18 protein-coding genes are annotated in these 18,728 nt (G+C 38.5%); 7 read left to right on the top strand and 11 right to left on the bottom strand.

Features of this window, described 5'->3' with window-relative positions; genetic code table 11:
* Positions 1-8 precede the first annotated feature (8 nt).
* The 3 genes from I6F41_RS06155 to I6F41_RS06145 form a co-directional block, all read right to left on the bottom strand.
* Positions 9-476: a YcxB family protein gene (locus I6F41_RS06155; protein WP_011327237.1), complete on the bottom strand. Its 468-nt coding sequence runs from the start codon at positions 474-476 to the stop codon at positions 9-11.
* Positions 477-677: 201 nt separating this feature from the next.
* Positions 678-869 (bottom strand): hypothetical protein, encoded by a 192-nt coding sequence (locus tag I6F41_RS06150; protein ID WP_011327238.1) that lies wholly within the window; start codon positions 867-869, stop codon positions 678-680.
* Between the two features lie 65 nt (positions 870-934).
* A complete protein-coding gene (locus tag I6F41_RS06145; protein WP_011327239.1) occupies positions 935-1,105 on the bottom strand; it encodes a DUF1328 family protein in 171 nt (56 codons plus the stop codon).
* Positions 1,106-1,748: 643 nt separating this feature from the next.
* Here I6F41_RS06145 and I6F41_RS06140 point away from each other — a divergent pair.
* The 5 genes from I6F41_RS06140 to I6F41_RS06120 all read left to right on the top strand — a co-directional run bounded on the left by I6F41_RS06140 (position 1,749) and on the right by I6F41_RS06120 (position 6,221).
* The gene (locus I6F41_RS06140; protein ID WP_011327240.1) at positions 1,749-1,994 is read left to right on the top strand and encodes an OadG family protein; all 246 of its coding nucleotides are present in this window, start codon (positions 1,749-1,751) and stop codon (positions 1,992-1,994) included.
* 12 nt (positions 1,995-2,006) lie between these two features.
* Positions 2,007-3,788 carry a sodium-extruding oxaloacetate decarboxylase subunit alpha gene (gene oadA / locus I6F41_RS06135; RefSeq protein WP_011327241.1) on the top strand — a complete coding sequence of 594 codons (1,782 nt, stop codon included), beginning with the start codon at positions 2,007-2,009 and terminating at the stop codon, positions 3,786-3,788.
* A gap of 13 nt (positions 3,789-3,801) precedes the next feature.
* Positions 3,802-4,932, top strand: coding sequence for a sodium ion-translocating decarboxylase subunit beta (locus tag I6F41_RS06130; RefSeq protein WP_011327242.1), 1,131 nt, complete (start codon positions 3,802-3,804; stop codon positions 4,930-4,932).
* 114 nt (positions 4,933-5,046) lie between these two features.
* Entirely contained in the window at positions 5,047-6,018 is a 972-nt protein-coding gene (locus I6F41_RS06125; protein ID WP_089367777.1) for an aldo/keto reductase, read from the top strand.
* 26 nt (positions 6,019-6,044) lie between these two features.
* Positions 6,045-6,221 (top strand): hypothetical protein, encoded by a 177-nt coding sequence (locus tag I6F41_RS06120; protein WP_011327244.1) that lies wholly within the window; start codon positions 6,045-6,047, stop codon positions 6,219-6,221.
* 94 nt (positions 6,222-6,315) lie between these two features.
* Here I6F41_RS06120 and I6F41_RS06115 read toward each other — a convergent pair whose 3' ends face one another.
* Positions 6,316-7,629 (bottom strand): peptidoglycan DD-metalloendopeptidase family protein, encoded by a 1,314-nt coding sequence (locus tag I6F41_RS06115; protein WP_011327245.1) that lies wholly within the window; start codon positions 7,627-7,629, stop codon positions 6,316-6,318.
* A gap of 502 nt (positions 7,630-8,131) precedes the next feature.
* Between I6F41_RS06115 and tyrS the strand changes: the two genes are divergently transcribed.
* Positions 8,132-9,331, top strand: coding sequence for a tyrosine--tRNA ligase (gene tyrS, locus I6F41_RS06110; protein ID WP_011327246.1), 1,200 nt, complete (start codon positions 8,132-8,134; stop codon positions 9,329-9,331).
* Between the two features lie 95 nt (positions 9,332-9,426).
* Here tyrS and I6F41_RS06105 read toward each other — a convergent pair whose 3' ends face one another.
* From I6F41_RS06105 to folE2, 4 genes are all read right to left on the bottom strand, one after another.
* Positions 9,427-10,371, bottom strand: a complete 945-nt coding sequence (locus I6F41_RS06105) for a cobalamin biosynthesis protein CobD/CbiB (protein WP_089367778.1) — start codon at positions 10,369-10,371, stop codon at positions 9,427-9,429.
* On the bottom strand, positions 10,372-11,079 hold the full coding sequence (gene mtnN, locus I6F41_RS06100) for a 5'-methylthioadenosine/S-adenosylhomocysteine nucleosidase (protein WP_011327248.1): 708 nt from the start codon (positions 11,077-11,079) through the stop codon (positions 10,372-10,374).
* A 107-nt stretch (positions 11,080-11,186) separates the two neighbouring features.
* Positions 11,187-11,783 carry a DUF2726 domain-containing protein gene (locus I6F41_RS06095; protein ID WP_011327249.1) on the bottom strand — a complete coding sequence of 199 codons (597 nt, stop codon included), beginning with the start codon at positions 11,781-11,783 and terminating at the stop codon, positions 11,187-11,189.
* 115 nt (positions 11,784-11,898) lie between these two features.
* On the bottom strand, positions 11,899-12,819 hold the full coding sequence (gene folE2, locus I6F41_RS06090) for a GTP cyclohydrolase FolE2 (RefSeq protein WP_086993242.1): 921 nt from the start codon (positions 12,817-12,819) through the stop codon (positions 11,899-11,901).
* Positions 12,820-13,032: 213 nt separating this feature from the next.
* Between folE2 and arcB the strand changes: the two genes are divergently transcribed.
* Positions 13,033-15,351 (top strand): aerobic respiration two-component sensor histidine kinase ArcB, encoded by a 2,319-nt coding sequence (gene arcB / locus I6F41_RS06085; protein WP_182683827.1) that lies wholly within the window; start codon positions 13,033-13,035, stop codon positions 15,349-15,351.
* 4 nt (positions 15,352-15,355) lie between these two features.
* On the opposite strand, the gene arcA is transcribed toward arcB, so the two are convergent.
* The 3 genes from arcA to trmB all read right to left on the bottom strand — a co-directional run bounded on the left by arcA (position 15,356) and on the right by trmB (position 18,673).
* Positions 15,356-16,072 carry a two-component system response regulator ArcA gene (gene arcA / locus I6F41_RS06080; RefSeq protein WP_011327252.1) on the bottom strand — a complete coding sequence of 239 codons (717 nt, stop codon included), beginning with the start codon at positions 16,070-16,072 and terminating at the stop codon, positions 15,356-15,358.
* Between the two features lie 760 nt (positions 16,073-16,832).
* On the bottom strand, positions 16,833-17,858 hold the full coding sequence (locus I6F41_RS06075; RefSeq protein ID WP_182683826.1) for a methyltransferase: 1,026 nt from the start codon (positions 17,856-17,858) through the stop codon (positions 16,833-16,835).
* Positions 17,859-17,947: 89 nt separating this feature from the next.
* Entirely contained in the window at positions 17,948-18,673 is a 726-nt protein-coding gene (trmB, locus tag I6F41_RS06070; RefSeq protein WP_011327254.1) for a tRNA (guanosine(46)-N7)-methyltransferase TrmB, read from the bottom strand.
* Positions 18,674-18,728 lie beyond the last annotated feature (55 nt).

The following is an 18,728-nucleotide window of genomic DNA, read 5'->3' as shown; positions in this document are numbered from 1 at the left end:
AAAGCCACTCACTGAGTGGCTTTTTTGTGTATAAAATTAAGTGTTTCGGCAGTTAATATGTGCTTGGATATATACTGCATACCTTTTTTGTTTTTTAATAGTATGCCGCGCTCTGTGGTTATAACTTCGTTAATATCTGACCACAGAAGTTGGGTGTTTTTATAAAAGTTACTCGATTTAATCCCTTCTTCGTCAAAGGTAAGGGTGACCTCAGACCCCGAGGCTTTGCTTAGCATTTGTCTAGTAACCCACCAAGGACGGCGATAATAAAAGGCAATACATTCGAGTACCGCAACCATGATCAGAAAAGATCCTAGGTAATGATCGTCTAAACCATAAATTCCAAATAAACCGAGTGCTACTAATAGCGCCAATAAAAAGTATTTTGGTTGCGCGCGCTTGCTATGCGCAACTGATTCGTCAAAGCACTCATAAAAATAAGGCTTATCAAGCGTGTAGGTTGTTGTAAGTGTCATATAGAAGTTCTTAAAACATAGTTATATGCATTTTAACAAGCTAACCAGTAAATGCGCAGTTATATAATAAATAACTGCATAATAGATAAAGATATTGGCGTTTATTATTTATCAGATCCAACCTTTAATTTAGATATTATTTTATTACACACATAAAAAAACGGCTCATTTTAGAGCCGTTTTTTTAATAAATTAGAAGAATTAACAGTTAGTTTCTTCTGCATTTACACCTTCTTTTACTTCTTCACATGCATCTTCAACTTTGTTTTGCACGTCAGTTACTGCTTCGTCAATACGTTCACCAGCATCTTCTGCGTGGTTATCTTCACAGCCCATAATAAATAAACTTGCGAATAGGCCAATTAGTGCTGCTCTTAAAGTTGTCGAATTCATAATGTAATTCCTTGTAAATTTTGATTTAAATGATTTTTAATTAGTTTAAAACTTTAGTTTGTTACCTAGGGCTTTTTGCCACGTAGGGCACCCGATACTAAAGATATAACTAAAAGTATTAAAAATATAAAAAATATAATTTTTGCAATACCCGCTGCGGCGCCTGCTATACCACCAAAACCTAACACTGCAGCAATTAAAGCAATTACTAAAAAAGTGATTGTCCAGCGTAACATTGTATTCTCCTTGGTTTATCAAATTTGCTCAATGGATATGATGCGAGTTACGTGCCATTGTTTTTTTGCTTTTAAATCAATGGCTTGCTTTTGTTTGTGTTATTTCAGCGTGCACTCAATGGTAAGTTTTACGCTTTGCTATGTAATTTATTCATACTGATACAAGTGATTATGGATGTTAGTTTTTTATAAGAGAAGTTAGCGCATATTGATTTTTAGAATTGAGTTTAAGAGCTATTAAATTGCAGTTCGAGACTTACGAGCATAGCGGGCTTAATAACAGCGGCTATTTAAATGGTTGAATAATTAACAAATATATTTGGTAAGACCAATTGCCAGTGGTGAAATTACTTTATGCTAATAGAACTGTTAACGCTTTACTTTAAGTGCATTATTAACGGTTTTTAGGTCGCCTATATAACTTTTATTTATATTCACTATTTTTATTATCTATGTAATAGCGCGTATCTAGTCCTTTTTGTAGTGTTAAGTTAATTAATAGCATGTTAGTTTTGTTTAAATTGGTTTTACCAATTTACAGGCTATAGACAAAACACTGTTTTTTGTTATTATTCGGTGAATAATTATTTACGTAAAATGATTTTTTATTTTGATTTCGGTATAAGTTTTATAGGAGAGGAAAATGGATATCGCTGCTTTACTTACAACAGCAAGCAACTTAATGCTAACCGGTATGGTGGGGGTGTTTGTGTTTCTGTCATTATTAATTACCTGCGTTACGGTTATGTCTAAGCTGGTATCTCGCTTTGCAGAGCCTGAGCTTGCAATGCCTGCCAGAACACCGTCTTTTAAATCACAAGGTGTGCCTAATGAGCACATCGCCGCAATTAGTGCTGCCATTGCTCAGTACAAAACAAACAATAATTAAAGGAGCACTTAAATGGCTAAATTAAAATTAACAGAACTGGTACTACGTGATGCGCATCAATCATTGTTAGCAACTCGTATGCGCCTTGACGATATGCTACCGATTGCAAAAAAGCTTGATGATGCAGGTTATTGGTCTATTGAGTCGTGGGGTGGAGCTACGTTTGATTCGTGTATTCGTTATTTAGGTGAAGATCCTTGGGAGCGTATTCGCGCACTAAAAAAAGCGATGCCAAATACCAAACAGCAAATGCTATTACGCGGTCAAAATTTATTAGGTTACCGCCATTATGCTGACGATGTAGTAGAAAAATTTGTAGAGCGTGCCCATAAAAATGGCGTTGATGTATTTCGTATATTTGATGCAATGAACGATGTACGTAATCTTGAAACGGCAATTAAAGCGGCTATAAAAGTAGGCGCACATGCCCAAGGGACTATTTCTTATACAGTAAGCCCTGTTCATACGCTTGATATGTGGTTAACGCTAGCTAAGCAGTTGGAAGATTTAGGCTGTCATTCAATTTGTATTAAAGATATGGCGGGTTTATTAAAGCCGTACGATGCTGAAAAACTAATTAAAGCACTAAAAGAAACTGTATCTATTCCAATTGCAATGCAGTGCCACGCCACAACAGGTTTAAGTACTGCGACTTATCAAAAAGCGATTGATGCAGGCATTGATATGCTTGATACCGCAATTTCATCTATGAGTATGACTTACGGACACACCGCAACTGAAACTATTGTATCGATAGTTGAAGGGACTGAGCGTGATACTGAGCTTGATTTAAATCACCTTGAAGAAATTGCTGCTTACTTTAGAGATGTACGTAAAAAATACGCGGCATTTGAAGGTAGCTTAAAAGGGGTTGATGGCCGTATTTTACTCGCGCAAGTACCTGGTGGCATGTTAACTAACATGGAAAACCAGCTTAAAGAGCAAGGCGCAGCAGATAAGCTTAATGAAGTTTTACTTGAGATCCCACGTGTACGAGAAGATTTAGGCTTTTTACCGCTTGTTACACCAACGTCGCAAATTGTAGGCACTCAAGCGGTACTTAATGTACTAACGGGTGAGCGCTATAAAACAATTACTAAAGAAACAGCTGGCGTATTAAAAGGTGAATATGGCCTAACACCAGCACCTATGAATAAAGAGCTACAAGAGCGTGTGCTTGATGGAGCAGAGGTAATTACTTGTCGTCCTGCAGATAATATTGCACCTGAGCTTGCAACGCTTGAGGCTGAATTATTAAAAGAAGTACAAGAGCAAGGTTTAACTCTTGCTGATGAGCAAATTGATGACGTACTAACGTATGCATTATTCCCACAGGTTGGTTTGAAGTTTATTAAAAACCGTAACAACCCAGATGCATTTGAGCCAGTTCCTTGTGTTGAAGATAAAAGTAATAAAGCTCCCTCTAAATCAGCTTCAAATAACAACAGCGTTAAAGCTGAGCAATACAGCGTAAAAGTAGACGGTAAGGTTTACGACGTTGTTGTAGCTCAAGGCGGCGAGCTTAAAGAAGTTACATTAAAAGACTCAGAACATATTCCTCAGTCTGCTTCGGTTGCATCAGGCGAAACACTTAACGCCCCTTTAGCCGGTAATATTTTTAAGATAAAGGTAAAAGCAGGGCAAGTTGTGAATGAAGGTGATGTAGTGATTATTATGGAAGCCATGAAAATGGAAACTGAAATACGCGCTACGCACACCGGAACAATTGCTGAAGTGTTAGTTGGTGAAGGCGATGCTGTAACTACCGGCGACGCTATGATTGCATTAGCTTAGGAGTAAATAGAGGATGGATGGTATTTTAAACCTCTGGCATGCCACAGGCATTGCTAACTTTACATTTCCAGCGTTGATTATGATTGCGGTAGGCTGTTTATTATTGTTTTTGGCAATAGCCAAAAAATTTGAGCCCCTATTATTATTACCTATCGGCTTTGGTGCAATATTAACTAATATTCCGGTGGCAGGTTTATCCGACCCCGGCGGCTTACTGCATTATGTGTATTATGTAGGTATTGATACCGGTATTTTTCCACTATTAATATTTATGGGAGTAGGCGCGTTAACTGATTTTAGTGCGCTAATTGCTAACCCTCGTATGTTGCTATTAGGTGCAGCTGCACAGTTTGGTATTTTTGCGACTTTGTTTGGCGCTATTTTACTTAACTATGTACCTGGTTTTGAATTTAGCCTGCAAGATGCGTCGGCTATTGCGATAATTGGTGGAGCTGATGGCCCAACCGCTATATTTTTAGCCTCTAAACTGGCACCCGACTTGTTAGGTGCGATTGCGGTAGCTGCTTATTCGTATATGGCATTAGTGCCAATTATTCAGCCGCCAATTATGCGCGCATTAACCACGGTTGAAGAGCGCCAAATAAAAATGCCAGAGCTGCGTAAAGTATCTAAAAAAGAGAAAATTATTTTTCCGTTAATGGTACTTAGCTTAACAGCAATGTTTTTACCTGCGGCGATACCTCTGGTTGGTATGTTTTGTTTAGGTAACTTAATGCGAGAGTCGGGTGTTGTTGATAGATTAAGTAACAGTGCTCAAAACGAAATCATCAATGTTACAACTATATTTTTAGGTTTAGCTGTAGGCTCAAAGCTTGCTGCAGATAAGTTTTTAACTGTTGAGACGATTGGTATTTTAGTGCTTGGCGCACTGGCTTTTGCTATAGGTACAGCCTCGGGCGTATTTATGGCTAAAGGGTTAAATAAAATATCTAAAACGCCGATTAATCCATTAATTGGTGCTGCGGGAGTATCGGCTGTACCCATGGCGGCGCGCGTAGTAAATAAAGTAGGCCTTGAGAGCAATCCACATAACTTTTTACTTATGCATGCAATGGGGCCAAATGTTGCCGGAGTACTAGGCAGTGCAGTTGCAGCAGGTATTTTATTAGCACTTGTTGGCTAACATCAATTTTAAAATCCAACCGATTAGCGCAGTTTACTGCGCTTTTTTTTATGCTTAATTTATTGACTGTTTTTGTTACAGTAAGCTACTTGTAATTAATTAAGGATAGCCGGCATGCATGACACTCCTTTGGCAAAATATTTACCTAATGTTAGCAAGCTCATATTTGGTTGTATGGGACTTGGGGGAGGCTGGAATAAAGACCCCTTAACTAATACTCATACCCAGCAGGCACATGTTTGTATAGATACAGCAATAGCCGGTGGCATTAATTTTTTTGATCACGCCGATATTTATACATTTGGTAAAGCTGAGCAGGTGTTTGGCCAAGTCCTTAAGCAGCGCCCAGAGCTGAGAGAGCAAATTTATATCCAGTCAAAGTGCGGAATTCGTTTTGCCGATGAGCAAGGGCCAAAGCGCTACGACTTATCAAAGCAATGGATTGAGCAATCAGTAGAGGGCTCTCTTAAGCGGTTAAATACTGATTATTTAGATGTACTTATGCTGCACAGACCCGACCCTTTGATACAAGTTGAAGAAGTAGCTCAGGTATTTAGTCGCTTAAAAGAAAGTGGCAAAGTACGTCATTTTGCGGTGTCTAATATGTCGCAGCAACAAATACAGTTTTTACAAACAGCCCTTGATATGCCCATAGTTGCCAACCAAATTGAAGCAAGCTTAAAGCAATCAGCCTGGGTTGATGAGGGGGTATATGTCGGTAACCGCGATGGCAAAGACATTAACTTTACTCCCGGCTTTATAGAATATTGCACCGAGCAGGAAATACAAATTCAAAGCTGGGGTAGCTTATGCCAAGGATTATATTCAGGAAAACAGCTGCAAAATGCATCACCTGCAGATATTAATACCGCTATATTAGTTAATAAGTTAGCAGCACTTTATAGCACGTCTGCCGAGGCTATTGTATTGGCTTGGTTACTGCGCCATCCGGCATTAATTCAACCGGTAATAGGCACAACTAATGCTAAGCGACTGGCTGCATCGTGCAGCGCTGTAAATATAGAATTAACCCGAGAGCATTGGTATGCATTATATGTCAGCGCCAAAGGGCACGAGTTACCCTAATTTAGACCCCCACTTAAGGTATTACTATGAATATATTCGTTATTTTAATTAGCTTGTTTGTCGCATTGTTAATATTAATTCCGTTATTAGAAAAGTATCAAAGTAAAATAGGCTTAGATGGCGCTAAAAAATACAGTAAGTATATATGGCCACTGGTAATGGTATCGTTAGTGGTACAGCTAATTTATGTATTAATGAATTAGTGTGTCAGTCTATTATTCATAGGCAAAAAAATTATAGGTACAAAAAAGCCTTTGCAAGTTACCTAGCAAAGGCTTTTTTAATAATGATTTAATGTTACTTAAGTGCTAACTGTAGTTCGCGGTTGCGCTCTAACTGGGCAATAAAGTTATCAGCAATAGGCTTAAACTTGGCAAGCTCTGCACGTGGCAGCGGCTCTGACTTAGGCAATTTAACGGTTTTAGGATTACGATGAACACCATTAACTAAAAATTCATAGTGTAAGTGGGCACCGGTCACACGACCAGTAGAGCCAACAGTACCGAGTTGCTCACCTTGCTTAATTTTTTGCCCTGTTTTTACTAGGCGTTTATTAAGGTGCAAGTACTTAGTTACGTACTGTGTACCATGGCTAATAAATACATAGTTACCATTATATTTACTGTAACCCGATTTAATAACTTTACCATTACCTGAGGCAACTACCGGCGTGCCAGTGCGCGCCGCAAAGTCTATACCGCGATGCGCTCTAACTTGCCCCGTTACTGGGTGCAAACGTCGCGGGTTAAAGCTTGAGCTTATATATTTAAAACTAACTGGTGCACGTAAAAATGCTTTTTTCATGCTGCGCCCTTCAGGAGTATAAAAACTACCGTCAGTGTGGCGAATTGCAGCATAGCGCTGGCCTTGGTTAACAAATTCCGCAGCAATAATTTTACCAGTACCAATAAACTCACCATCTACATAGTGAGATTCATAAATTAAACCAAACCCATCGCCTTTGCGAATATCGTTAGCAAAATCTACATCCCAACCAAATATATCGGCAAAGTTCATTATTTGGCGCTCGCTTAAACCTGCAGCTATTGCTGAAGTCCAAAAGCTACTAGAAATTTCGCCGCCTACTGTTTTAGTTAGTGTTTCTATTTCTTTACTATCGATTGAAGTGTCGTATTGCCCTTCATCGTTTAAGGTAACAAATAAAGTGTCTGTTTTTGAAATAACGTAACGCAGCTGTGCTAAATCGCCATCTTTTGCAGTGGCAAAACTCAGTGTTTCACCCGGGTGAATTTTAGTAAGTTTGCGAGTTTCTGCGTTAGTGTTAATTAATTTATGTAACGTTTGAGCTGAAAAGCCAGCACGTTTAAAAATAATAGCTAAGTTATCTCCATTTTTTACTTGGTGATCAACAAAGTCGTATTCTGGCAGCTTGTCTGCTGCTTGCTCTGAGTTTAACGCAGTTAATTTTTCGTTGTCATCAACTTTAACTTGTAACTCATAGCGCTTGCCAATTTCTAGCGTGTTTTCACTATTGTCTTTGGATGCAGTGGCTTTTTCAGAAGGGAGAAAAGCTAAGCCAGCAATAGCAGAAACTAAGCCTAAAATAAGCAATTTGTGTTTTTTGGGGAGCGTGTGAACCACGTGAACCATAACGTGCCTTTTTCTGCTGTCAAGAAAATTAATAGATTATCTTGCAGGATATAACGAATAATGTACGAATACTAGTATTTTGTAGATTTAAACTAATGCTAAATTAAGCTAAAATCACAGGGCTTATAGGCATCTTAGTATTAAAGCAGCTTATGATCTAGGTGTTTTATTAATCTAGAACTAGGGCTAAACCGCGGTATTTTTGAGCAAAATAATAAAACAATGATGCATCATCACGTTAGTAATTTAAAAACCAAAGCTGCAGCTGTTTGTGCTGTTTTTAAAGTGTTGCAAACAGTTATCTTTACTCGTTTATGCAACTTATGCCGCTTTGCCTTATTTAGTGACGCTATCGTTTAAAAAGTTGTTTTAATTAGGTAATAATTTGCTATCTTAGTTACATAGGTTTATTGACTCTAAAAGTGCTACTTATCTAGTAATAAGCCGCGAGCATATTAATAATTAACCCCTTCGTTAACAGAATTTTTTGGAGTAACACACAGTGGATTTACAAACCGCTCTTGCAGAGATAAAACGCGGTACAGAAGAGATATTAATTGAAGATGAGTTAGTTGAAAAATTAAAATCTGGAAAAAAACTAAAAATTAAAGCGGGCTTTGATCCAACCGCGCCTGATTTACACTTAGGTCACACGGTACTTATTAATAAAATGAAAACCTTTCAGGACTTAGGTCATGAGGTTGTATTTTTAATTGGTGACTTTACCGGTATGATTGGCGACCCAACAGGTAAAAACGTAACGCGTAAGCCGCTTACTCGCGAAGACGTGCTTGCTAATGCTGAGACTTATAAAGAGCAAGTATTTAAAATTCTTGATCCTGCAAAAACCACGGTCGCATTTAATTCTACCTGGATGGAAAATTTAGGCGCAGCTGGAATGATCAAACTTGCAGCACGCCAAACCGTTGCGCGTATGTTAGAGCGTGATGATTTTAAAAAGCGTTACGCTAGTGGCCAGTCTATTGCTATTCATGAGTTTTTATATCCGTTAGTGCAAGGTTGGGATTCGGTTGCACTTGAGGCTGATGTAGAGCTCGGTGGTACTGATCAGCGCTTTAACCTGCTAATGGGTCGTGAGCTACAAAAAGACGAAGGCCAAAAACCACAAACAGTAATAATGACGCCGTTATTAGAGGGCACCGATGGGGTGCAAAAAATGTCTAAATCGTTGGGTAACTATATAGGTATTACCGATGCGCCTAACGATATGTTTGGTAAAATAATGTCGATTAGTGATGTGCTAATGTGGCGTTACTACGACTTATTAAGCGGGCTGTCGATTGCTGGTATTAACGCGCAAAAAGAGCGTGTAGAGCAAGGTACAAATCCTCGTGATATTAAAATTGAGTTAGCAAAAGAGCTTATTGCGCGCTTTCATAGTGAAGCCGATGCACAAGCAGCTCATGATGACTTTATTCAGCGCTTTCAGAAAAAAGCTCTGCCGGATGAAATACCTGAACTAACAGTAACCATTGAGCAAGACAGCATTTTAATTGCTAACTTGCTTAAAGAAGCTAACTTAGTTGCTAGTACATCAGAAGCAATGCGCATGATTAAGCAAGGTGCAGTTAAGCTCAACGGCGAAGATAAAATTACAGACACTAAACTTGAAATAGCAAAAGGCAGTACGGCTATTTACCAAGTAGGTAAGCGTAAGTTTGCAAATATTACTGTAGCGTAAAGCTAAACGGTAAAACGCTAAAAACCAGCCACGGCTGGTTTTTTTGTGCTTATATTTTTTGTATTTTTAATAATAGGTGTGTAACTCGCCCTTAGCTAAATGTTTTTAAGTATTTCTATGCAAACAACGACCAGTAACCAAAATACCCGCGCTTGATTTAGTCTATTAATAGTAATCGGCACGTCCTCAGCAATAGGGAGGCGTTCGGTACCAATACGCATTTTGTTAAAACGTTCGCCAAAATACACTGCAGGCCCGCCTAGTTGTACGCCTAATGATGCAGAGCAAGTGCTTAAAAGCCACCCGGTATTAGTTTGATAAAAGTGCCTGCCATAATGCTTTATATAATGCATGCTTAGCTTGCTCGCTTTACTGGCTGCAATAGTCAGTGCCAATAAGCGCATAGGAATAAATTCAATAATAAACAAGGTAATTTTAAGCGGCTTTAAAAAAGGGCTGTTGGGTTTAATGTTACTGCGCCATGCCTGCTCAATTAAAGTAAGTAATCGATAGGCAAGCGCTGCAATAGGGCCAAGTACTAAAAAAACAAATATCACCACAAAGTAATATCTTGCAGTACGTAATATTAGGCTCTCTATTAAGGCTTTAATTATGCCTGCACCAGAGAGTTTAGTAACATCTCGGGCTACTAATGGCTTTAATAGCTCACGGGCGGCAGATTTTTGATTTTGTTTGGTAAGCTTAGCAATACGTAGTGCTTTTTTATCAATAGCTTTACTCTCAAGGCATAAATATAAAATAAGCCCGGCGAGTAATTCAGGGTAAAATGCAAATTCCAGTAGTAATACAATAATAATAAGTACCACACTTAAAATAAGTGTACTGGCAAGGGCTGCGGCTAAATATTGATAGCTATTGGGTTCTGCTGCTTTATAAATACGCTTACCAATAGCGCTAAAAATAGCCGTTAAAGCGGTGTTAGGATGATACCAACTAACAAGTGGTAAAAAGCGCTCAGCAAGGAGCGCCATTATAAATACAATAAAGTCCAAGTGATTTTGAACCATATTGCTGAGCATTTACAGTGAAACTGCCGTTAGCTTTTCAAGTAACGCCACTACCATTTTAGATGAATTGATTGATGCTGTTTCTAGGTATTCTTCAAACGACTGCGGCGACTCTTTGCCGGCAATATCTGACATCGAGCGAATAACCACAAACGGTGTATTAAGTGTATGACAGGTTTGCGCAATTGATGCCCCTTCCATTTCTACTGCAAGCATTGTAGGAAAGTCGCTACGGGCTTTTTCAATACGTATTGGGTCACACATAAATATGTCGCCGGTACAAATTAAACCAACTAAGGTTTTTACGTCACTAATTTGCGCAATAGTTTGCTCTGCGGCAGCCACTAATTTAGGGTGTGCTGCAAAACCTGCTGGCATTTGTGGTACTTGACCTATTTCGTAACCAAAGGCAGTTACATCAACATCATGATGACGAACTTCTGACGAAATAACTACATCGCCCACATTTAATGACGGATCAAAGCCGCCGGCAGAGCCGGTGTTAATTACGCAATCAGGGGCGAAGTTGTCAATAAGTAATGTAGTTGCAATAGTTGATGCTACTTTACCAATACCAGATTGAACCAATGTTACTGTGTTACCTGCTAATTCACCGGTATAAAAAGTAAAACCAGCTTTAGTTAAAGTTTGTGGATTTTGCATTGCTTCGCGCAAAATTTTAACTTCTGGCTCCATTGCGCCAATAATACCAACATTCATAGTGTTAAGTTCCTGAGTTTGAATGCGCTGATTATACGTGAAGTTAGCGCTAAAAAACAAAAAAGCGAGCAGTTTTACTTTGCTCGCTTTTTATTATGTTATTTACGTTAAATTTCGGCTAGTGCTGTAGAGTGCGCTTTAGCTTGAGAAGGTGATAGCACCGCTGGTTTTTGAACTCGGGTACGAATAGGGCGAGCTGTTTGCGTAGCCGCAGGTTTGCCGAGTTTAAACATAATAGCGTCGCGTACTTCACTTGGGCGATAGCCTGATTTTACTTTCATACGAATATGCGGGATGCCAGCGGCCTCTAATGCGCCATTAACAAACCAGTCGCGTTGTGCTTTATGGCCATCTTTATTGGCATTGTTTACTAAGTCTACGGCTGCCACTATGGTCATTTTTTCTTTATCGACTAGCACAAAATCAAGCTGTTTATTTTTAGCTTTAGCCATTGCTGCACGCTTAGACTTTGCCGATAAACCTTGTTTGCAATCAATCACGTCGATTAGTTTTACACGACTAACAATTTTATACTGATCGCCCACTGCGCGTTCTAATAAATTTAAAAAAGCACTTTCTACTTGAGTAAATACATTTTGCTTGCGGGTAAAAGGATAAGGGTTTCCGCCATCATCGTTAAACTTTGACGCAACAACAGAGGCCCCAACAACTAATACTAAAATTGATAATAAAGCGAATTCCATACGGTAACTCCATAACAACAAATTGACACTGCTTAAGTAAAGCAATTAACGTGCCTAAATTAGTTAGTTAAGTAGTATGTTCCCGTATGGATATTGAACACTGCAAAATAAGAACTTAAGCTCTATAACCGCCAGCAACGCCTTTAACTGCAATAGCGAGTGCGTCGTGCGCATGCAGCGATTCGTAATGATTTATTTGTAACCAGTAATCACTGTATTGCTGTGTTTCTAGTAGCGCTTTAATTTTACGAGCAGCATCTTCACAAAACATTAAATTTTGACCATTTAGGCGGGCAAACTCTTGTTCATCTTCACGTTTCACTGCCGCTTGTACTGGCGTTTTTAATTCATCTTCAATCGTGTTAATTAAATTAACTACGTCAAATTGAGTAATATTACTGTCGAGCTTTACTTTTACATTAGCAATTGAGCGCTGCGAGTGTGGGGTGGCTACAATACCTTGCGTAGTACCTAGCCATTCTAGTGCTTCTTTTTGACTGAGGGTTTCTTGACTGAATTTTTCGGCAAATGCATTTTGTATCAGCTGACGCGCAAGTGCCGCTGAACATGGGCAAGTTGATGAATAGGTTACATCAACACTTAGCTCGTAATTAATAACACCTTGTTCAATTGTGCTGGTTAATATAACGGGGTAACTTTTCCAGCCAGCCTTGCCGCTTAATAACGATTTACGGCGCAGTGGTAATTCAAACTTAAATTCTATAAGTGCTTTATCACTTAAGCCTTCGTGGCTACTAATAAAAAAATCGAGCGCTTGAGCTAATGTTTGAGGATTAACTTGCTGCTCAGTAGAGAGCGTGTCGAGCGCTAAAAATAAGCGCGACATATGAATGCCTTTTGCATCTTCTTTGTGTAAGTTTACAAAAGCGCGGGCTTTAGCATTAACAGTAACTGGCGTTATGCCATGCGACTCAAAAATAAATGGCAGTTCAATTTCACCCATTCCCACCCAGTCTAATGTACCAGTTTGTAAGGCGGGAGCCGTGTTAGCTATATCGGGCATATTAGTTTGCATGGTGTGTTACTCGTTATTAGCAATAATAAAGCGCCGCATTTTACACTAAATAATTTATTGCTGGAATGATGAGTTGTAGCCAGCTAATGATTCAAACAATAAATATTAGAGTTTTTATCGCACAACATGAAAATAGCTGATAGAAAATGCTAAAATTAACCATAACATGCAATTTAAACCTTTTTGTAATTAAGCTAAGAGACACACTGATATATGACCGATTCCTCTTTGAGCCCTTGGGCTCGAGTTCTTTCTAGTTTAATAACTCGGTTTGGTGAGTTTAAAACTGCAGCCATTTGCTATGCTTTGTTATTGGCAGTTTCGCTTGTTTTATCAAGTATGTTTTATTATGTTGCCGTTGGAGAAGTTAATCTTGTTGATATATTAGCAGTGGTATTTTTTACCTCTGTGGTATCGCCTCTGGTTATAAGCGTGCTAATAAATTCAATCAGGCAACTAGATGCCTCCTATGCATATTTAGACAGTGCGACAAAACAAGAAAAGCTACTCAATCAAACATTAAAAGATAATATAAATCGCTTAAATGTAGAAATTGATGAGCGTAAAATGGCGTTCCATGCCAAGCACCGGGCAATAGAAGAGCTAAGAAAAGAAATTGCTGAGCGTAAAAAAACACAACAAGAGCTTGCCCAGCAAAGTATGCTACAGCGCTCAATAGTAGACTCCTCCCCCGATTTATTTTATTACCGCGACGACAACGGTGTGTTTGCTGGCTGTAATAAAATGTTTGAAGAAGTAATGGGTAAAACCAGTGACGAATTAATCGGTAAGAGTGCTGAACAAATATTTCCTAATCAATTTTTATCTGAAGTTTTAAAAACCGATAAACAGGTAGAGCAAACTCATCAAGCATTAACTATAGATGTTCAATACGATGTGGGCGGCGAAACGCGTTGGTTTGAATTACGTAAATTGCCGTTTATTAATGATAAAGGTAAGTACATAGGTTTACTTGCATTTGGCCGTGATATTACGAGTCGTAAAGAGGCTGCAGAAGCACTTGAAACAGCCTACAAGGATAAAGGTAAATTTATTGCCACTTTGAGCCATGAGTTGCGTACACCACTTAATGGCATTGTTGGTTTAACACGTATGTTGCTTGATACAGAGCTTAATAAACAGCAGCGTAGTTGGTGTAATACGGTGTTTTCGAGTGCCGAAACACTAGGTAATATATTTAACGACATTATAGATTTAGACAAAATAGACAGAGAGCAGTTAGATATTGCAACTAATGCTATAAACGTATCAGACTTTATTAACGATGTGGTTAACTTTGCAGGCCTAATTGCTGAACAAAAAGATCTTTCTTTTGATATTAAACGCTTAGGCATGCTAGATATTTATGCGCAACTAGATCCAACCCGACTTCGCCAAGTTGTTTGGAACTTAATAAATAATGCGGTTAAATTTACTCATAAGGGCAGTGTAACCCTTACCTGTATTCGTGAAAATCGAGATGATGGCCCTTGGCTTACCATGAAAATATCAGACACCGGAGAAGGCATACCAGCCGAACAGCTCTCTCGTATTTTTGATATGTATTATAAAGCGCCAGATCTTAAAGGCACCAATGCTATTGGTTCTGGCATTGGCTTAGCAGTAACCAAAGCCTTAGTTGATGCAATGCAGGGGATTATTTCGGTTAATAGTACCGAAGGCGAGGGGAGCTGCTTTATAGTAGAAATACCGCTAATTTTATGTAGCGCACCCACTGAGAATAGTTATGTAGGACGCAGCTTAAATATACTGTTAGTAGAAGATGTGCCGTTAAATGCCGAAATTGCGACTAACTTACTTGAACAGCGTGGTCATGAAGTTATTTGGGCTGAGACCGGCGAAGATGCATTGTCTTTTGTAGAAACTGAAGACGATTTAGATTTGATCTTACTTGATATGCAGTTACCCGATATAAACGGTGATGAAGTAGCAAGGCAAATAAGAGCCGATAGCCATTTTGATAAACTACCTATTGTAGCGCTTACCGCAAATGTGCGCAGTGCAGAGCAAGAGCTAGAGGGGATTTCAATCCAAGGAGCGCTCGCTAAGCCTATCAATACGGTAAAACTAGATAAAATATTGGCTGATTTATTTGGTATAAAACAAACAAGAAGTAATGAGCCACAATTAAAAGTAAGTACAGCAGCGCTTGCTGACATTAATGCACATTTACTTGATGTTGAAACTATAGAAGACTTTGTAAACTCAATGGGTTTGGTGGTGTTTAAACGCAGTAGTCAGTTATTTGAAAAACTCAATCCCCAATATCAGCAAGAGTTACTTACCTCGTTAAACTCAGGCGACAGAGAAGAATATAAATCAGTTGCACATAAGCTTAAAGGTGCTGCGGGATCTGTAGGCTTAAATGATGTGCAATTGCATGCAAAAGTAATGGAGTATGGTGCGCTGGATGAATCTGACGAGGTGTTAAAGCAGTGGTTAGATGTTTTAGCAGACAAAATAAATGAAGGACAGCATGCCCTTCATTTATTCTTACAGCAATTAGAGTAACTAATTAGCTGTCGATTTTACCAATGAAGCGATAACCTTCACCATGAATGGTGCTGATCAACTCAGTTGTTGAGTTGTCGCTTTCAAAGTGCTTACGAATACGACGAATTGTAACATCAACTGTTCTATCGTTTGCACGTAGCTCACGGCCAGTCATGTGTTTAATTAATTGCTCACGGCTAAAAATACGACCTGGAGAGTCAAGCATTAAACGCAGTGCTCTGTATTCGCCTTTAGGTAGACGTTTTGCGTCTCCACCTGGAGAAGTAAGACAGCGACTGTTTTCGTCAAGTTCCCAACCGTTAAACGTAATTACACCATTTGTTTCAAGTGCAGACTCTTCACCACCTAGGGCAGTACGAGTAATTAAATTACGCGCACGAATAGTTAATTCGCGAGGATTAAACGGTTTAGTAATATAGTCATCAGCACCAATTTCTAGGCCTAAAATACGATCTACATCATTGTCACGGCCTGTTAAGAAAATAAGACCGACTTTGCGTTTTTGGCGTAACTCACGTGCTAAAATTAGCCCGTTTTTACCCGGTAGATTGATATCCATAACTACAAGATTGACGTCGTCATTATTTGTAAGCTTATCATGCATGTCATCGCCATCAATGGCTTCAATAACTTTGTAACCTTCAGCTTCAAATAAACTAACGAGGTTTAGTCTAGTTACGTCTTCATCCTCTACTATCAGAATGACTGGCGTTTGCATTTTTAATTAACCTTTTGGTGTGTTTTATTTATAAAAAAAACCGGTATAGTTTTATAAACCGATTACTAAAAGAGTATAGGATTATATCTAATTGTTAACAAGTAAAAACAATTAGAGAAAAACAGCAGGATCCGCACAGCCTACTTAAAAGGTATAGAGTAAAGCTACTGTTTAATTGATCTTTAAAATTGGATGCATATTTTGAATTATTAAAGTCAAAGCCATTTCCCTTTAGTAATTGATACATCCATCAATCAGGTAAAGATACTTAAAATAATCAGACTAATTCAAAACGAAATTATATCACTTTCCAACCTTTCATCAATGTATGTGATATCTTAAAAGCATTAAAGTTCAGAAAATATTTAACTTTAAGCAGTTAATTCACTAAATAATATAGTTGAATAACGAATGCTCTATTAATGAGGTCATAAAGTTAAAATTCAAGAGCATGCTTATAATTAATCAGTACGTTGTTTAAGCTGTGGTGTTGTTGGTGAGTGTCGTTTTTACTTTGACTATAAAAGCTGTCTTACGCTCAGAGTTTACTTGGATATTACTTAACAGGTTTGCCAGCAGATAGACGGCTTGAAATAGTTCTCGTACCTTATCCTTATTTATTTGTTATAAAAAGGTCAAATACTTGATTTTACTATTCCCCTCAATATTTTGACTATTATTGCTAAGCGGTAAAAATTCAGGAGGGTAATTAATTTTATAAATAAGTTTGAGCACTTGAGGTGCTCAAACATGAGCATTATTAACTGCTGTAAACGGCAAACTTATTATTTTTAAACACGGTGTGATAGTTATCAAATTGCGCTTCTAAAATTGGCGGGTATTTTAAAAAGCTATTAGCAACAATATTCAACTTACCTGCTTTAGTTAGGTGCTGTTTAGCATTGGCTAAAAAGGTTTCAGCCACTGTGTAGTCGGTTGCAATACCGGTATGAAAAGGTGGGTTACTAATAATAAGATCGAACTTACCTGTAATGTTAGTAAGTCCATCACTTAAGAGGGCTTCGCCTTTAATGTTATTAAGCTTAAGGGTTTGCGTTGTTGCATAGATTGCCAAAGCGCTCACATCACTACAAACAAAGCTCAATGCCGGATTTTGCAGCCCTAAATAAGTTGCAATTAAGCCAGCGCCACAACCAAAATCGAGCACAGTACCTTGCTTAATAAACGGAGCGTTTTCAAGCAATATTTTAGTGCCAACATCTAAATTACCGTGATTAAATACCCCAGGAATACTGATAGCGGTAAATTCGCTATCGGCCACACTGACCGTAAATGGCTTATGATAATCGCTAATATTAAACTGACTAAGTTGTTTAAGCTCTGCAAATGAATATAAAACACAGTGCTTTGCTGAGTCTATTTTATTACTAAAATTAGCTTTATCAGTAAGCTGTTTTTCTATTGATTTAACACCACTCTTATTTTCGCCAACCACCAGTAACTCAGCATCTGCTGTAATTACTGCGCGTATATTATCAAGCGCCATAAGAACTTCAGGTTTTGATTTTGGATAGTAAAGAACCACTAAATCAAAGTCGTTACCGCTAATACAGTGGTTTACACATACATCAACGCCGGGTGTGTTTTTGGCAAATTCGCCATTAGCATGATTGTAGCTAAAGGCGGTTATTTTACTCTCTGGGTTGCGCTTTTTAAGCTCGGCTAAAAAGCCATCTTGAACAAAGTTGACCACCAATATAGATTTCCCAACTAACTTTTCGCTATTGCGAAGTAACAGTAGGCTTGGATTGGTTAATACGCTCATAAATGGCTTTACCTTACAGATTATATAATTTACAGAGTTATGTACTTAACCTAAATGTAGGTTAAGGTATTTATTATCCGAAATACAGATTACTTAGTGCGTTCAAACATTAAATCCCACACACCATGACCTAAACGATGGCCGCGTTGCTCAAACTTGGTTAACGGGCGTAAATCAGGGCGTGGTACGTAGTCGTTTGTTGTTGACTGGTTTTTAAAGCCAGGCGCAGCTTGCATTACTTCAAGCATATGCTCAGCATAATTTTCCCAGTCGGTAGCCATATGAAAAACACCGCCCATTTTTAACTGTGAACGTAATTTTTCAACAAACTCGCCTTGTACAATACGGCGTTTATGGTGACGCTTTTTATGCCAAGGATCAGGGAAAAACAATTGTAAGGTTGTTAAACTTTCATCTGCTATACAATCGGCTAAAACTTCAACCGCATCGTGTTCAAAAATACGCAGATTAGTAATACCCGCTTCATCAGCATCCATTAAACAAGCACCAACGCCTGGGCGGTGTACTTCTATGCCAATAAAGTTTAAATGCGGGGCATTTTTTGCCATTTCAACCAGTGATTTGCCCATACCAAAACCAATTTCTAGCACTACATCATTGTTATTGCCAAAAACTTCGCTTAAATCAAGCATGCCATTTTTATGCTCTAAGCCCATTATTGGCCAGCATTTTTCGATAGCGGCAGCTTGGCCTTTGGTTAAACGACCTTCGCGCTTTACAAAACTACGAATAGTGCGGATATACTTACCTTCTTGCTTTGCTTGCTCAAGATTAGTGTTACTTGATTCACTCATATTATTGGCCTGACAAAAATAACTGGTTTAAAAAATGGTTGCGTATTATCCCTGA

Source organism: Pseudoalteromonas sp. SCQQ13 (assembly GCF_015864415.1).
In the GTDB taxonomy this organism is placed as follows: domain Bacteria; phylum Pseudomonadota; class Gammaproteobacteria; order Enterobacterales; family Alteromonadaceae; genus Pseudoalteromonas; species Pseudoalteromonas nigrifaciens.
This window is presented reverse-complemented; position numbering and strand designations above follow the sequence as displayed.